Here is a 16,045-nt window from a genome sequence, read left to right on the forward strand (position 1 = left end):
TCTCGGCCTACGGCGTGGGGGTGGTTTTTGTTTTCCCTTTATATTATTTTTAAAAATGATTCCAGATAGCCCAATACCCCCATAAAACCAAGCAATAGAAAGAGTTTTTTTTGATTATCATCGGTCATCAATGGATTGAATTCACTATACATCAATATCCCAAAGATCACCATGGTAACATACTGAAATAAAAATGTCCGGGCTCCCGATTCGTAAACCGTAGGTGAAAAACCCATCACCACTCGAGCCATAATTGAAGCCCCCATCACCAACACCGCAATTCCCAACTTATCTGAATCCTTAAATAAAACGTAAGTCATCAACGCAAGGATCACGACAAAGACACTCATGAAAGCAAATACCAAATAATGGTAAAAACCTAAGTAACCCATTGCAATTCCCGTATAGGTGACCCAACTATCGATGGCATTTCCCGTGAATTTAGCAAACAGAAAATGAAATTTCGGACTTAAAACAATAACCCGAAATATATTAATCAACACGCAAAAAACAAACGGACTGATCCCAATTATTCTGGGCACCCAGGATTTGTACTTTTGCCATGAAAAAAGACCGGCCATCGCCATAACTGCAATCAGAATAAAATTCTGGTCAATACTGAACACATGAGAGGTTGCGGAAATCGTTAACTTCTGTAAAAATCCAAATGTTGCGTATTCGGGGAAATTGGCGGCAATTTCGGACACTTCCCTGATTCCATTTCCCGGACATAAAAAAATAAAAACGAGATTCCCCACAAAAATAATTGCCATCAGTGTTACATAAATAGAAATCTTTTTTTTATACATAAAATACAAACTAAAAATAAGATAAAGCGACATTAAAATCGCTGCTACAATTTCCATATTCATCGCAAATATGGCTGTCAAAAAATAAATAGGGTATTCATACCATCGCACGACTTCACCCAGGCAATGCTTCTTAAGCGGATAAATCGCAACGAGGCAAAAAGTCAGCGGCCATAAATAATGAATGCTTGTCACGACCCAACCTGCCGTTGTCATCATTGAAACAAAAGGAACGCAGATCAAAAGAAAGACCAGTACCCAATTCGTTTTAAGTTTGTTTTCATAAACAAAAAGTTTCGAAATCATGATCGCTAATAGCAGATAAGTTAGGATATTCATAATCGAAAAAAGCCCGAATGGATTCCCGGCAAAAAAAGCGGCGACGGGCATAATCAGAATACGCGAACTCCAAGTATAATAGGCATCATGGACAAAGGTCAACACCGGTTCCTGATAAAAAACAGTGCCATAGATTATATCATCCCCTGAGGGCCTGACGAAAAAATGAAAAATCAAAATAAGCAATCCAAAAACCAACATTGGGAAATAATCCCAATGCACTAATTTATCAATCTTTAACTTAAATGTATCCAAAACTTCCCCCTCACGTTATGGTAATAAAACAATATTCGGAACCCCAAAATAATCTGCCAGGGCGCGATTTACCCAATGGTTAGGATCCAATTGGACATCCTTTAATCCGTACATACCATTGTGGCTGGATAAGGGCACAATTTCCGGCACCTGGATCAGAGCTTCGTTTTTGTGCTCCTCAATGATCTGAACCCGGGCGATATACTGTTTGTTGACCGTGATGGCGTCTACTCCCACATAACCCCAGGACATAATATAGAACAACAGAACCGCACAGCCAGGAATTAAAACAAATTTCCTGATCCGTTCCGGTGTCAATTTAAGTTGACTAAAGGCATAAACAACCGCAATAATTAAAAATGCGGCCAGCCCAAACATCGCTCGGGGCGGAAATTTTGGCGGTAGAAGCATCACCAGCATTGCTGCCGCTGCAGCCACTGTAAAAATCCCAAAATTCACCAATGCTTTTCGGTCTTTCTCATTTTTCAATATGACAAAAGCGATGGCTGCCAAAATCACCAACGGCATCAGGGCATAGAGATTGTAGGCAAAATATGAAAGCCGGGTAATGATCGGATTTGATCCCACCATCATGGTTACCTCAGCTACCGCTGATTCATTCTCCACCCGCAGACTGTTCCCAGGGGCGAAAATCATCGATAGAAATCCACAGGTTGCAAAAAATAAACCGGTATAGGCAAATGCCGGAATCTGGATTTTTTCTTTAAAATATAACGCACCAAACATAAGCATAATCAAGATCATCGCCCCGGCCGTGTTTTCATTGGTAATGCCACTGATGAAAAATAAGGGAATCATCGCCAGGGCGAACCAGATGCTGTTTAATAACTTCGTCTGTTTCTCTTGATACAAGCGAAATGGGAGAATGGCTAATAAAATAATCGTTCCGCACCACAAATAGTTGCACGAGCCCGTTAACCACATCACCGTCTGTCCAAACATCGGGATGAAAAACCAGATTAAGACAGTTGTTAACAATAATAATTCGAAACGGATTCTTCGGCCAACGGCCAGAAAATAAACCGCCAGACAAAAGATAATATAACAAAAACTATTGGCTATATTGAAAACATCTTTTCCCAAAAACATAAATGTCTGAGTCAATACTTCTGCCGCAACCCGACCACCCCAGGTTGTATAATAAGCGATCTGAGAAGTAACGATATCACCAAGGGTCATGACCGGAATTGATGTGCCAAAAATAAAGGTATAGACAAAATCATCGGCGATCAGGGGAGTTTTCATATTTAAAAACACCATGTAAGAAAATGTAAGCACTAGTAAAGCAAAAAAAAGAATCCGGTTTATTTTTTTAGAACCCATCCAACTTTCATATGTCTGATTGATGCTTTTCTTTTGAACATGATTATTGTCCATCTTTAATCACACACTACCCTCCCAAAATTATGTATTCATGACTTGGTCAAACAAAACACTATCGATCATTCTACTCTTGTTTTCTTAAATAAAAGCATAAATTAATATGCCCCCAACGATTAATAGATTTCCGATAATCTTACGCCGACTTATTTTTTCTTTTAAAATAAGCATTCCTAAAATTCCGACATAAATGTATCCGGTCGATTCTAAAACCGGTCCCATGGTCAGTGGCACCCCTCGATAGGAAAATGTCGTTAATAGTGATGAGCTCAATAAAAAGAAATAGGCTATGATAACATACCCATTCAGATATTCTCTGATTCGACTTTCATAATGAATCATCGCACTTTTTTTCAGAATGACTTGTGAAAGAGATGCTACTAAAACCGAGAAAAGATACATTGCATAGTAAATCCATTCATTATTTATCATCGCTTACCACCAAATATATTCCTGAAACAATAATCACTGAACCCAACAACATCCCCCAGCGCAATGCTTCTCCAAAAAACAGATATCCCCAGACAATTCCCCACAAAATAGTAATCGCTTTGTTTGCAAAAGCCACCGTTAATGGAAACCGCTTCAAGATCTGCTGCCAGAGCAGCGCATACACAAACAACACTAGTAAAAACAAACCGTAATAAAGAACAAATCCAAAGGAAAGAAATTCTTCTTTACTGGCCATCTTCGAGAAAATCGATCCGATTGAATATAATAATAAACTTGCATGTAAAAATAAATAGTTTTTAAATTTCATTATTCTCCCGATCTGAGTCTTATTTTCAGGCATTCTTTTCTGCTATACCTTATTCATCCTGGATTAAATCCCCTGCTTGAATCATCTGGATCGAATCAAAGAATTCTAAATCACTGACTTTAGGTAATCCCTTTTTATACTGAAGCCAACAAGTTCAAAATAGACAAAGCACCAAAAATCGCTAATGAATACTGCAACAAAGAACCCTGCCAGGACTTTTTGAGATTGCCTTTTTTGATCTGATTGATTATCATTAAGCTGATCATTAATAAACAAAAGTACAAAAAGACATAGGTTCGATCTCCCGAAACCCATATACTCGGCGAAAACCCAAGGATAACTCTGGATGCGATACCGCCAAATAACAGCGCCTCAGCAAAAATGGTTTTATAGGTATTACCAAACACCAGATACAAACCAATTATAATTGCTATCCCCGTAAATAAAAAAACAGCAAGTTTTACGTAGGGAAAAAGCGAAAGATAATTATCCACTGTAATCATTCCATTTGGTGGAACTGCACCCACTAAATTTGATATGTTATTATATTCCGTTAACAACCACGTCTTGGCATATCCGACAATCAAACCAACCGATACCGGTATTATTCCAATGACACGATAAAATTTAGATTGGTAGTTACTAACAATATAAATAGCTAATAGAATGGTAAAGATTAAAAAAACCGTATTTCCAGTAAAAATAATTTTCTGCATTGTTGACGCAAATCCTAAATCCAACTTATCTAAAAGACTAAGCATTTCAAAATCCTTAAATCTTACAGTACTTTCTGTTTGTGCTCTTGCGCCGTTTCCGGGTGCTGTCAAGATAAACACAAAACTAGCTAATAAAGTAACGCACTGTACCAAAAACGCCCATTGCAATTTTTTATTAATGAAGAAGTAACAAAAAAAAGCGCTATATATCACCAGCAGAACGACCAGACATTGTTCAAGATTTCCGGCAAAAATTAACGAAAGCGTTGAAAATACTAATATCGGAAGCGGAACTCTTTCTTCCCTTGTTATCATCACGAGTGGAATCATACCAATGACCGCAGCGGTGATTGTCCAGAAATAAGAAATCGTACCGACTCGCCATCCTGAACCAGCTAAAAGATAAAACGGAAAAACAGTGAAAACCAGAATAATAGCAAGGTTCTTTTTCTTATCTTTTTCTGGATTGAAAATAGTATCTAGTGCAACTAGCAACATAAATATTAATACCCCTGTTGCTAAAACCCAGTAAATCTTTCGATGACCAAGAAAGATATGAATGGCCGCATTAATGATTACTCGAGATGACCAATTATAATAGTCAAACAAGATATTATTCCACTCCTGGAACCATGTAATTCCAACATATTTATTAATTAAAGCCAGATCATCTGCAACAATCGGTGTTATTGACAAAACTACAGTATACCCCAGCACAACAATAAAAAAGGGTAAGTAATAATAAATTGTATTCTTCGAAATTTTACTTTTCATTTTTATTACCCCAGCTTGTTACCGTATATCCAGTTTCCTGATAAGATTGAACGCCATTTGATTCGTAAAGAAATAGAATTTCATATTCCTTATTAACAAAATCCAATTCCCATGACTTTGCTGCGGCCATAATGTTACGATAGTTCATTTCATCCTCTTCAACAACAATCGCTTCTTTAGGAAAACTCTCTGTTGGCAGCACATATACCATTTTTGACTCTTTTTCTTTGAGCAGCACCCGATTATTAAAATGATTAATTGGCTCACCTTCTTTATAGAAAACGCCTTCAATATGGATTGAATCTTTGCCAAAATAAAGCGTATTGATATCCACAACAAAATCTGTGGTCTGAGTAATATTATCAAGAGCAATTTTTTCAATCCATCCTTCATTCATGAATAAAAGAAATAGAAAGCAGCCACTAAGAAGCAATAAGGCAACCGCAACAATTTTAACTGCTTTTTTATTAATATTATTATCATTCATATGCTTATTATTAATAGCGCTCACCTCTCTTAGGAACTATATGTGTCATAGGCTTTTCGATAAAACAACATCAATAACTTTACAATCCACGCCGGCCAAAACTGCCGAAACATGTTTGTATCTTCTGTGAGCCTCAATTGATTGTCAATAAAGGCTTTGCTAGTTGCCTCATCGTGAATCCGATACCAGACCAAAGGTTTATCCACATAGGCAAATGAACCTTCTTTTTGTGAGAGCTTATAAAAGGTGTCCCAATCGATGTTAAATTTATACTCTGAGGTAAAAACATTTTCACCGAGAGAACCTTTATTATATGTCACTGACGGGCAGCAAATGGAATTCCCAAACGCTAATGTCAGTTTACGCACCCATTTCTTTTTTGATAAAAACCGGCTTTTTAATGGTATCCGCAAGAGTCTTCTAATCTTACTGTTAATATCACGGTCACCCTTATTTCCATTTTTTAATGGAATATAATCCGTCAGAAACATGATACTATCATCAGTATCTTTTAGTTTTTTGTACATTTCTTCTGTATAAAGCGGGTCATAGACGTCATCCTGATGCGCAATGGTAACATAATCACCAGCAGCAGTATTATAAGCAAAATTCCAATCGTCCCGAATATCGCTTTTACCTTCTCTTATATATAATGGCACCTCATATTTTTGGGCAATATTCTTGATAAAATCACATGGCGTAGACGTACAAATTATAATCTCGCTTTGCTGCCTTTGTTTTTTTAGAGACTCTAAGCATTCATCAAGATATGGTGATTCTTTGTAAGCACTTACAGAAAAAACATGTCTAAAATTATTATCTATCATTCATTTTCCCTTTCATTAAAAGCCCATAACTTATTCATAATAAAATTCAGCGGTGTTGTCACGCAGACATTTATAATTGGCGCAATTCCTAGCGAGATCCCCAAAACGTCGACCCACAGAATAAGCAGAACAGTGCTTAATGCATAGGTAATCCCATAGGCAATAAACACTTTCATTCCGGTTTTTGCGTGAGATCGTTTTTCTGTCTGTTCTTGCTTAAATACAAACTTATTATTCCAAAAATAAGCATTGAGCGTCCCCAACACAAAACCTGCCGTATTTGCTATGATATAGTGTGCCCCAAAGAAAATAAAAACATAATATATAATTAAGGATACCAACGTATTTGAAACGCCGACAATCCCAAATTTAATAAACTGGATCATCACTTTTCCATCATTTTTTTTCATATTTTGCTTTCTCATCGCTTTGGCTCAATGTTGTTTCAATATTATATCTTGGTCTTCTTTTCGACTCCATATAAGTTTTACCAATATACTCTCCAATTACTCCAATCGACATCAGTTGCACCCCGCCGAGAAACCAGATGGAAATCATTGTTGATGTCCATCCCTGAATCGTTTGGCCATATAACAACTTCCCAATCAAGATATATAAAATTGATACCCCACTAAAAAAAGCAATAACTCCGCCTAAAATAGAAATCATCGTAATCGGTTTGATGCTAAATGAGGTAATTCCGTCCCAGGCAAAACTGATCATTTTTTTAAGCGGATATTTTGATTCACCAGCCGTCCGCTTTCCCCTGCTGTAATAAACACAATCTGTTTTATATCCGATTAATGGAATAATTCCTCTTAAAAATAAATTTTGTTCCTGATAATGACCTAATTCGTCAATCGCTTTTTTACTCATCAAACGATAATCAGCATGATTGTAAACCGATTCCACACCCAAATTTTTCATCAATTTATAAAAAATTTGAGCCGAATTACGTTTAAACATACTGTCCGTTTCGCGATTATCCCGGACTCCATAAACAACTTCACAGCCTTCATGATACTTGTCTACCATTTCTTCAATAACTGCTACATCGTCCTGTAAATCAGCATCGATCGAAACGGTAATATCTGCAAGGTTTTTTGCGTACTCCAGCCCTGCCAGCAGGGCATTCTGATGACCACGGTTCCGGGACAGCTTTAGTCCGCATACATATTTATTGATTCCGTATTCTTCCTCAATAAGTTCCCATGTTTTATCCTTACTGCCATCGTCGACAAAAAGCACAAAACTACTATCTGCTATCTTATTTTTCTTTATCAAGTCCACGATAACACTTACTAACACACTGATTGTTTCCGCCATAACTTCTTCTTCATTGTAGCAGGGAACAACAATCGCCAATTTATCCATAACACAGTCCTTTCCGTAACTCCTATAAAAGTATTCTATTCAACAAAACTTGAATTTAAGTTTTCAACCATGACCATTTATTTCTTGTTGTTTCTTCACTTGGAAAATTTTTCCCCAGGTAAATCTGAATTGCTCCTGCAAATCTCATTATACAAATTTAAATGTCGCTCGAAATTATGTCGGTGCTGTTTTTTTAATACTTGCAGAATTACCCCGCTGAAAAAACTGATAATGGCAATAACCCATAAGGCCGTGACTACAATTAAGGTCGGATATTTGGCGACAGTTCCGGTTTCAAAATAGTTCATTAAAATGGGAGTGAAAAAAAAGCCACTGATTAAAATTAGTATTAGTGAAACCATTGAAAAAAACAGATAGGGTTTCGTATCTCTAAACAAGGTTCCGATGGTCATTAAAACCTTGTAACCATCAGAGTAAGTATTAAGTTTTGACTCACTCCCTTCTGGTCGGTCCCGATAATCAATAGGCACCTCAACAATTTTAAAATTATTATCAAGGGCAAAAATTGTCATTTCTGTTTCAATTTCGAAGCCCTTTGCAGTTACCGGAAATGATTTTATGAATTCTCTGGTGAACCCCCGGGCACCGGTCATAATATCTTTTACTTTTGCTTTAAATAACAGATTGATTAATTTGCGAACCAGCACGTTTCCAATATTGTGAAAAGGGCGTTTGTTTTCTACAAAATAGGTTGATGATAACCGATCGCCAATCGCCATATCTGCCCGTTTTTCATAAATCTGTTTTTCTAATTCTACTGCAAATTCGGCGGGATAGGTATCGTCTCCATCGGTCATAATATAACAGTCAGCATCAATGTCGCGAAACATCGATCTGACAACATTCCCTTTACCCTGACGATATTCGTACCGGACAATCGCTCCAGCTTTTCGAGCAATTTCATCGGTTCCATCACTGGAATTGTTGTCGTAAACATAAATATCAGCATACGGCATAACTGCCTGATGATCCTTTATTACCTTTTCGATAGTTTTTGATTCATTATAGCAAGGAATAAGTATTGCGGTTCTCTTTCTTCTTTCCATTTCTTAACTATCCCCTCAAACAATATTTATAATTCTGGATGATTCTGTTTTCACTTTATCGACAATACAAAAAATCAACTTAAAATTATGAGTAGTATTGTCCTAGCGTAAATGCTAACGATACAATGATAAAATATATTGGAATAATCGTCGTAACCACATAATATTGCTTTATTTGACTTTTACTAAGCTGATCAAATCCTGGCCCAATATTTAAAGCTAACGGAATCAGGGGCAAAAACCCTATAAAATAACGTCCTTGAACTCCATTTATTATTGTTGATCCAACTGGGGTCCATGTTAAATACATCGATAATTCGATCGCCGTATAAATACCTAGAATTAAAATAAAACTTCCTAAACGAGTCCTTAACTTTTGCAACAGTTCTCTTGGAAAAAAAATTGAAACTGAACCGAGAAAGAACAAATAAAGGAATCCGACCCCATTAGAGCTATAAGATAACCATCCAAAATTGAATAACATCAAGTAGTTGGTAATCCCTTCAAGAAGATTTCGCACAAATAATTGAAGATTTTCAATTGGTGTACTAATTAAAAACTTAATCTGTTCCTTCATATTAACTCCCTCAGGCAGAAAGGGATGTGGTATTGACGAATAGGATTTCATCCAAATTAATGAGAAAATAGCGGTTATCGGAATTGCTAAAAAAATCATTTTATGCGTGCTTTTCTTTTCAAATTTTTCTGACGGAATAAACATCAGCAATAGAATTAATAAGACAAATGGGAATTTTGAAAGGGTAATCAACATGCACATAGCGGTATAAACTACTACGTCCCGGATTTTGATTGTATGTTCATCTTTATACAACAAATGCAAAAAATAGGCAATCGTTATAAAAATAATACCGATCCCGAAGGCATCTTGATTATAGGAAGCTGCTATGTATACTCCCATTGGTATGGTTCCAACGACAAAAAAATAATTCTTAAATACCGGAGTGAGCTTAATCGCAAAACTTATTAATACTGCATAAATAAGTAAATTTGTCATTCTCCCGAGATAAAAAGACCAAAGAACACTAAAATCGACCAATCTGCCAAATCCAATCCCAACCGCCTGAGGTAGATATGATATAAACGAATACGCATTTGTTGCCTTTAACCCGTTACTCTCAACTTTTTGAACATTGCTATCGTGAATATTTAAATCATTTTTAATAATCGTCTTTTGCTGCTGATCATGCAACAAATCATAATCTTCACTGATCAGCAATTGAGAATCAAGATTACTAACAGTGACTTTCCCTTCTGTTAGGTACATCGCCCTTGCTAAATGCGCCGTTTCATCTGGGGTATCCAGTATCGGCGTTATAACCGAAAATAACAAACCAAACGATACTATCGTTATTAAGGCATCCCAATGGAGTTTCCGCCCCGTGAAAATTAAAACAATCATGCTGAGAAAGAAGGCTAAAGCTATTATTATGGGTGCTTTATTGATCGTTCCACCAAAGACAAATAAGAAAAGAAAAAATATTACACCACCAATAATTGCATAAATCCAACGATCCATAATACTCGAAAGCACAAATTCCGTTAATTTTGTCAATTTGAACCGTCTCATCATGTCATTTTTGTTTCTTTTCATCTTTCCCTCTTTTTCAATGAATAAGCTTTAATTGTCTCAATACCCACTTTCAAACACGGCTTTAAAGGTCATAAAAAATACTTTGACATCAAACCACATGGTCCATTTTTCGATATATTCGATATCGCACTCAATCCGTTTATGGATCGAGGTATCGCCCCGCCACCCCTGCACTTGAGCCCAACCCGTGATCCCCGGCCGGACATGATGTTTAATCATATATTTGGGGATCTCGTGTTGAAACTGGGTAACATAATGGGGACGTTCGGGCCGGGGACCAACGATACTCATATCCCCTTTGAGAACATTGAAAAACTGCGGCAATTCATCAATACTGGTTTTTCGGATAAACGCTCCAAACTTCGTTTTTCGCGGATCGTTCTCCGTAGTCCATCCCAGTTCACCAGGAATCGATGCATCACAACGCATCGATCTAAATTTGTAAATCCAAAATTCTTTTCGTCCCATTCCGACCCGGATCTGCTTATATATAATCGGTCCCGGTGAGGTCAGCTTAACTAGAATTGCCGTCACCAGCATGATCGGCGAAACCAGCATCATAATCAGAATCGAAAGACTAATATCAATAAGTCGCTTGATCCATTTGTTCAACGGCTGATCCAGGGGAATATAACGGGTATTAATCAGGGGAATCCCATCCAGTTCATCAAAATAAGCGGTTGTTCCCTGAATCAAATGAAAATAGTCAGGGATAATTTGGGTTTTAATCCCCTGGTATTCGCAAATATCGATGACTTCATCGATCCGTTTATAGCTGGTATTCGGCAACGCAATAATGACTTCATCGACCTGATATTCCTCGAGGATTTCATTCATTTCCCGGGTTTTTCCGAGGATCGGAATCCCCTCCTTATCGCTTTTGTGATAATAATCATCGACATACCCGGTGACCTTATAGCCTAGCTGACGGTCACCGGCAACTTTTGCGGCAAAGGTCTGACCAATGCTGCCAGCGCCGACAATAATGATATACTTGATATTAAAACCCCGTTCCCGGGCCATTCTCAGTATCTTTCGAATCGAACCCCGCTCCACAATCATCATGATGGTCGAAGTGACAAAGAAAATCCCCAACATATATCGGGAAAAATGGATGCTTTTCATGGTAAACAAGGCTGACATTAAAATTGTAATGCCAATGATATTAGCAAACAATATTTCTCGGCATTCTTTAAAAAAACGCTGTTTGCGATAGGGCTGATAGAGACCGAAGAAAACAAAAAGGATCAGATAAAGCGGGATAATGATGCCCAATAATTCAATATAAGACCTTAAATTCATGGTGCGGACGCCATCGTCAAAAAATGGTGAGACAAACCGGATGTACCAGGCAAATAAAAGGGAAGCTGTCACAACGCACATATCAAATAACACCAATATAAAATTAAAAAAACGCTGATTGCTTTTTATCATTCTTAGTCTCCCTTATCTGATTTTTATTTTCGGCGATTATTTTTCACCAGTGCCATTTTTTTCATCATTGTCGTTCCGCTGATCACACACCACCGGGTGAGACGATTATACTTATTTTGGTAATGCTTATTGTAAAAAATTGTCATGGAATCATAAAATGCAGCAATAACCTTGGGGTTCCGTTTGCCAATGCCGCTGGCTTTTTTATGATGAAAGATTCGCATTTCCGGGTAATACATGATCTGATAGCCGGCCTGCTTGATTCGATAACACCAATCAACGTCTTCTCCATACATAAAAAAATCCTCATCCAGCATCCCAACCTGATCAATGACACGCCTCGGCACCAGCATAAAAGCCCCCATAATACAATCAATCGCGCATGTTTTGTTCTCATCCACATAAGTCAGATTATAGGCTCCAAAACGGGTGCTTTCGGGAAATGCGGTGTCCAGATTAAGGCTGTGATAAAGCCCATTCAAAGGCGTGGGGAAGCTTCGTTTACAGGCGGGATCTAACTTACCTGAAGGCAGCAGCACCTTACAACCAAGAGCGCCAATATGTTTATGATCTTTGATAAATGCCATCGCACCTTTTAAGGTATTTAGATCAACAATCGTATCAGAATTCAGCAAGAGGATATACTCACCCTGCGACGCTTTTATGCCGATATTGTTGGCCTTTGAAAAGCCCAGGTTTTCGTTATTTTTTATAATTATTATGGTTGGAAACTGCTTTTCAATGGCTTCAATGCTGCCATCTTCCGAAGCATTATCCACCAGAATGATTTCATAGTTTAATCCTTTGGTATTACTTTTTATGATTGAATCAATACAATTTGATGTCAACTCTTCAGTTTTATAATTAACAATGATAATTGATAATTCCATTTTTAGCCTTTCTTAAGCCTTTTTGTCTTTCAAAAGACATTATATTTTACCATACGCCCTTTAAATATGGAAGGGTAGAAATAGAAAGTGTTTTTACTTCCCTATTTTATTTTCAATGAATCGAAATACGTTTAATATTAATTGCGCTTCGATAAAAAAATAATGCCTCATATTTTTCAACTGAAAGGGTATCTTAGCTATTTTTCGATGGCTTTTCAGCCCTTCTTTAATTCCCGCAGCATAGTCTTTGCCAAAGCCTCTTTTGGCAAAAAGTGCATACTTAACTAAAAACCCCAGCAACAAAAAGGGACTGTTAACAAGTAACTGCATAAAGGGCATGTTTTTATAAACCACATAAATATTATTGCGCGCCGAAATCTGTACTTTGAACGGGCTGTACTTTTGTCCCTCTGCAGTCGTTGCGCTGCCAATATGGTAACAGACGGCTTTCGGTTCGTAGCGATTTTTATACCCGTTAATTAACCCCCGGTATGAAATATCCACGTCCTCCATGTAGGCAAAGAAGGCTTCATCAAATAAGCCGATCTCATTCAAAACAGCTCGGCGATAAATTCCAGCTCCAGCACAGGTGCTGAAAATTGCCGTTGGCTTATTATGGGAATTCACCGATTGCCCATCACCCCGTTTATACCCCCAGCCAAAAATATTATAAAAATCGCCGGTGTCATCCAGCTTATCTCGTTCGTAGTAACGAATCATTTTCGAACTCACGGAAAACACCCGGGGATTGTCATCAATATGTAGATATAAATACTTTACAAAATCTGGGTCAGCTACCACATCATTATTTAACAGTAGACAGTATTTTCCCTGGCTTGCCAGAATCCCCTGATTAACGGACTTATCAAAACCTGAATTAACCGGATTTTCCAGCAAAGTTACATTTTTATATGCTTTTATGATATTGACACTGGCATCGGTGGAACAATCGTCCACGACGATAATTTCCATCTGTCCGAACTCACAAAAACTTTGGATCATCATACTTTCGAGGCAATTTGCGATAAAATTCTCCCCATTGTAGTTTGGTATAATAACTGAAACGTCACACTTCATAAAACCTTCCTTTGTTCCCATAAATAGTCCGTATCATTATAACACAGGATCATCCTTTACTAAACAAAAAGAGACCAGGAGCTCTCCCCGGTCTCGTTCACAATCAAAATCTCAATTTGCATTGCTGTAAGAGTTATGAAAATCAATCCAAATTTCTGGATTGACGCAGGCATCGTCGGCATTGGCGATTGCCCCAAAATGTAGGTGCGGGCCATAGGCATCGTCGATATAAGTTCTTTGAGCGTTATAACCGGAACCTCCGACTGATCCGATTTTTTGACCCATGCCTACCGGCTGTCCCACAGCTACGTTAATCTCCTGCAAGTGACCATAAAAGAAAGAAACACTTTCACCATAGCGATCAGTGGTTCGTATTCTGACATAGCGTCCATAACCCATAAAATAGCCGGCCTTTTCTACGATGCCATTGCCAACCGCATAGCAGGCGGCATAATAGGGCGCCGGAATGTCAACGCCTTCGTGGATGTCGCCCCATCGTGGTCCAAACCAATCGGTAGGATCACTGGGATTTGGTTTGTAATTTTTATCCAGCGGATAATTGAAAAAACCATAAATAGTAGCGGTATTCTGTAAAATTTTTCTACTGGAGTCCTTTGCAAAAACCATTTTTCCGTTTTTATCAACCAGGTAGGCGTGAGAAATAAATTCATCGACAATAATATTATAGTTTTGCAGATTAATGGTGGCTTCCCAGGTATGATTTCCAATGTAGGTCGCCGATTCCCACCTAGCATCATCCTGACCATTTGAACTGCTCCAGGTCGGAAATATGATACCCGCTACCCCGTTCTCATTTCCCACGTTTCTGATCCGCATTTTAAAGGTATTGTTGAGTACCGCCTTATCATACTCAATGGTCGGGTTAAGCTTAGGCATCGTAAAAGAAGATCCTGAAATAGTAATAACTTCTCCGCTATTTTCTCTAAGATACGTATGGATCGTAAAGGGGCCTGTTTCAAATCCATGGTTTTCAATATCCACAACGGTTTGGTACTCCCTATTGGCACCTAGCACCCCTTGATACCATTTTATTTCATCTTGGCCATTCCGATTTGTCCAAACCGCAAAATCGACACGCTTTATCCCCGGCTTGCCACTACAGTTTTCCGTTCTGATCACAAATTTCGACCCGTCACCGTCCTGTTGTGCCGATACTTCCAAGGGATCCTCGGCAAATAGATTTTTAATAATCTTCTCTGTGGCTCCTGCGTACTTCTGCTGTCCATTTTTATCCATTACATAGACATGGCTGATAAACGTATCATAACTTTGTTTGTAGTCACCAATATTAATGATGGCTTGCCAGGTATCATTTCCCACATATGTGGCGGTTTCCCACCGCAGATCATCATGCCCGTTGACCTGTGTCCAGGTTGGAACAACGACACTGATAATGCCCGTATTGTTGCTGATCCCTGTGATATTTACTTTGTAACTATTATTCGCAACTTCAGACGTTGATATAGCTGGCTTAGATTCAGCGAGATCAAAGGTGTTATTTATAACTTTTAAGGTTTCTCCCTGCAGACCATAAATGTAGGTATGGATCTGGTAAGCTCCGGTTTCAAATCCATGGTCTTTATTATCGATTGTTATGCTGTATTCACCATTACTATCCCGCATTCCCTCATACCAGCGCAGGTCATCCTGACCATTTCGCTCTGTCCAGGTTGGAAACAAAACCTTCCCGATCCCTGTTTTTCCGGCGTAGTCGACTGTGCTGATGGTAAACTGATTTTTATTTTCGGCAACTTGTGTAACGATTACTTTTATATTATTGAGATCCAGCGAAATTGCCAGTATCTCTGTTGATTCCTCGACTGACTTTTGATCATCCGTTATCAAATTCGGGTCTTCATTTGTCTTTGAATCTGACATATTTTCTGGCGTCTCTTTTACCGCTTCAGAATTCTCTTGCCCTTGATCTGGCGTTAAGTCAGATTCCAGTGCGGGATCATTTATTTTCGGTTGATTGATAACAACTTCTTCTTTAACCAGATTATCTGACTCGTCTGCTTCCTGTGCCAGGATTTGACTCGATGAAAAAAGCAAAATGAGTATCCCACAAATGGCCAATGGTTTTATCCAACTTTTTTTATCCGTGCTTTTTATCATTTTTTCTCCCCTTATGATAATCTTTCAATTTATCACTACCCTATCATTGAATCATTCCCGGCGTCAAGACTTTGATAAAAAAACAGA

15 protein-coding genes are annotated in these 16,045 nt (G+C 38.1%); all 15 read right to left on the bottom strand.

Features of this window, described 5'->3' with window-relative positions:
• Positions 1–38: 38 nt before the first annotated feature.
• The 15 genes from Q7J41_RS15135 to Q7J41_RS15205 all read right to left on the bottom strand — a co-directional run bounded on the left by Q7J41_RS15135 (position 39) and on the right by Q7J41_RS15205 (position 15,958).
• Positions 39–1,403 (bottom strand): DUF6056 family protein, encoded by a 1,365-nt coding sequence (locus tag Q7J41_RS15135; protein WP_304889274.1) that lies wholly within the window; start codon positions 1,401–1,403, stop codon positions 39–41.
• Between the two features lie 15 nt (positions 1,404–1,418).
• Positions 1,419–2,801 (bottom strand): DUF6056 family protein, encoded by a 1,383-nt coding sequence (locus Q7J41_RS15140; protein WP_370651027.1) that lies wholly within the window; start codon positions 2,799–2,801, stop codon positions 1,419–1,421.
• A gap of 84 nt (positions 2,802–2,885) precedes the next feature.
• Positions 2,886–3,236, bottom strand: coding sequence for an EamA family transporter (locus Q7J41_RS15145; RefSeq protein ID WP_304889275.1), 351 nt, complete (start codon positions 3,234–3,236; stop codon positions 2,886–2,888).
• The gene (locus Q7J41_RS15150) at positions 3,226–3,564 is read right to left on the bottom strand and encodes an EamA family transporter (protein WP_304889276.1); all 339 of its coding nucleotides are present in this window, start codon (positions 3,562–3,564) and stop codon (positions 3,226–3,228) included. The genes Q7J41_RS15145 and Q7J41_RS15150 overlap by 11 nt, the downstream gene beginning before the upstream one ends.
• A 134-nt stretch (positions 3,565–3,698) precedes the next feature.
• Positions 3,699–5,054, bottom strand: a complete 1,356-nt coding sequence (locus tag Q7J41_RS15155) for a DUF6056 family protein (RefSeq protein ID WP_304889277.1) — start codon at positions 5,052–5,054, stop codon at positions 3,699–3,701.
• Positions 5,044–5,541, bottom strand: coding sequence for a hypothetical protein (locus Q7J41_RS15160; RefSeq protein WP_304889278.1), 498 nt, complete (start codon positions 5,539–5,541; stop codon positions 5,044–5,046). The genes Q7J41_RS15155 and Q7J41_RS15160 overlap by 11 nt, the downstream gene beginning before the upstream one ends.
• Positions 5,542–5,570: 29 nt before the next feature.
• Complete coding sequence (locus Q7J41_RS15165; RefSeq protein ID WP_304889279.1) at positions 5,571–6,368, bottom strand: glycosyltransferase; 798 nt, start codon at positions 6,366–6,368, stop codon at positions 5,571–5,573.
• Positions 6,365–6,778 (bottom strand): GtrA family protein, encoded by a 414-nt coding sequence (locus Q7J41_RS15170; protein WP_304889280.1) that lies wholly within the window; start codon positions 6,776–6,778, stop codon positions 6,365–6,367. The genes Q7J41_RS15165 and Q7J41_RS15170 overlap by 4 nt, the downstream gene beginning before the upstream one ends.
• Positions 6,765–7,742: a glycosyltransferase family 2 protein gene (locus Q7J41_RS15175; RefSeq protein WP_304889281.1), complete on the bottom strand. Its 978-nt coding sequence runs from the start codon at positions 7,740–7,742 to the stop codon at positions 6,765–6,767. The genes Q7J41_RS15170 and Q7J41_RS15175 overlap by 14 nt, the downstream gene beginning before the upstream one ends.
• A gap of 95 nt (positions 7,743–7,837) precedes the next feature.
• Positions 7,838–8,809: a glycosyltransferase family 2 protein gene (locus tag Q7J41_RS15180; protein ID WP_304889282.1), complete on the bottom strand. Its 972-nt coding sequence runs from the start codon at positions 8,807–8,809 to the stop codon at positions 7,838–7,840.
• An 85-nt stretch (positions 8,810–8,894) separates the two neighbouring features.
• Positions 8,895–10,421 (bottom strand): DUF2142 domain-containing protein, encoded by a 1,527-nt coding sequence (locus Q7J41_RS15185; protein ID WP_304889283.1) that lies wholly within the window; start codon positions 10,419–10,421, stop codon positions 8,895–8,897.
• A 36-nt stretch (positions 10,422–10,457) separates the two neighbouring features.
• Positions 10,458–11,855: an undecaprenyl-phosphate glucose phosphotransferase gene (locus Q7J41_RS15190; protein ID WP_304889284.1), complete on the bottom strand. Its 1,398-nt coding sequence runs from the start codon at positions 11,853–11,855 to the stop codon at positions 10,458–10,460.
• A 23-nt stretch (positions 11,856–11,878) separates the two neighbouring features.
• The gene (locus tag Q7J41_RS15195) at positions 11,879–12,745 is read right to left on the bottom strand and encodes a glycosyltransferase family 2 protein (RefSeq protein ID WP_304889285.1); all 867 of its coding nucleotides are present in this window, start codon (positions 12,743–12,745) and stop codon (positions 11,879–11,881) included.
• A 93-nt stretch (positions 12,746–12,838) separates the two neighbouring features.
• Positions 12,839–13,822 carry a glycosyltransferase family 2 protein gene (locus Q7J41_RS15200; RefSeq protein WP_304889286.1) on the bottom strand — a complete coding sequence of 328 codons (984 nt, stop codon included), beginning with the start codon at positions 13,820–13,822 and terminating at the stop codon, positions 12,839–12,841.
• Between the two features lie 111 nt (positions 13,823–13,933).
• Positions 13,934–15,958 (bottom strand): GBS Bsp-like repeat-containing protein, encoded by a 2,025-nt coding sequence (locus tag Q7J41_RS15205; RefSeq protein ID WP_304889287.1) that lies wholly within the window; start codon positions 15,956–15,958, stop codon positions 13,934–13,936.
• Positions 15,959–16,045 lie beyond the last annotated feature (87 nt).

This window comes from Acetobacterium sp. (assembly GCF_030652775.1).
Taxonomy (GTDB): domain Bacteria; phylum Bacillota; class Clostridia; order Eubacteriales; family Eubacteriaceae; genus Acetobacterium.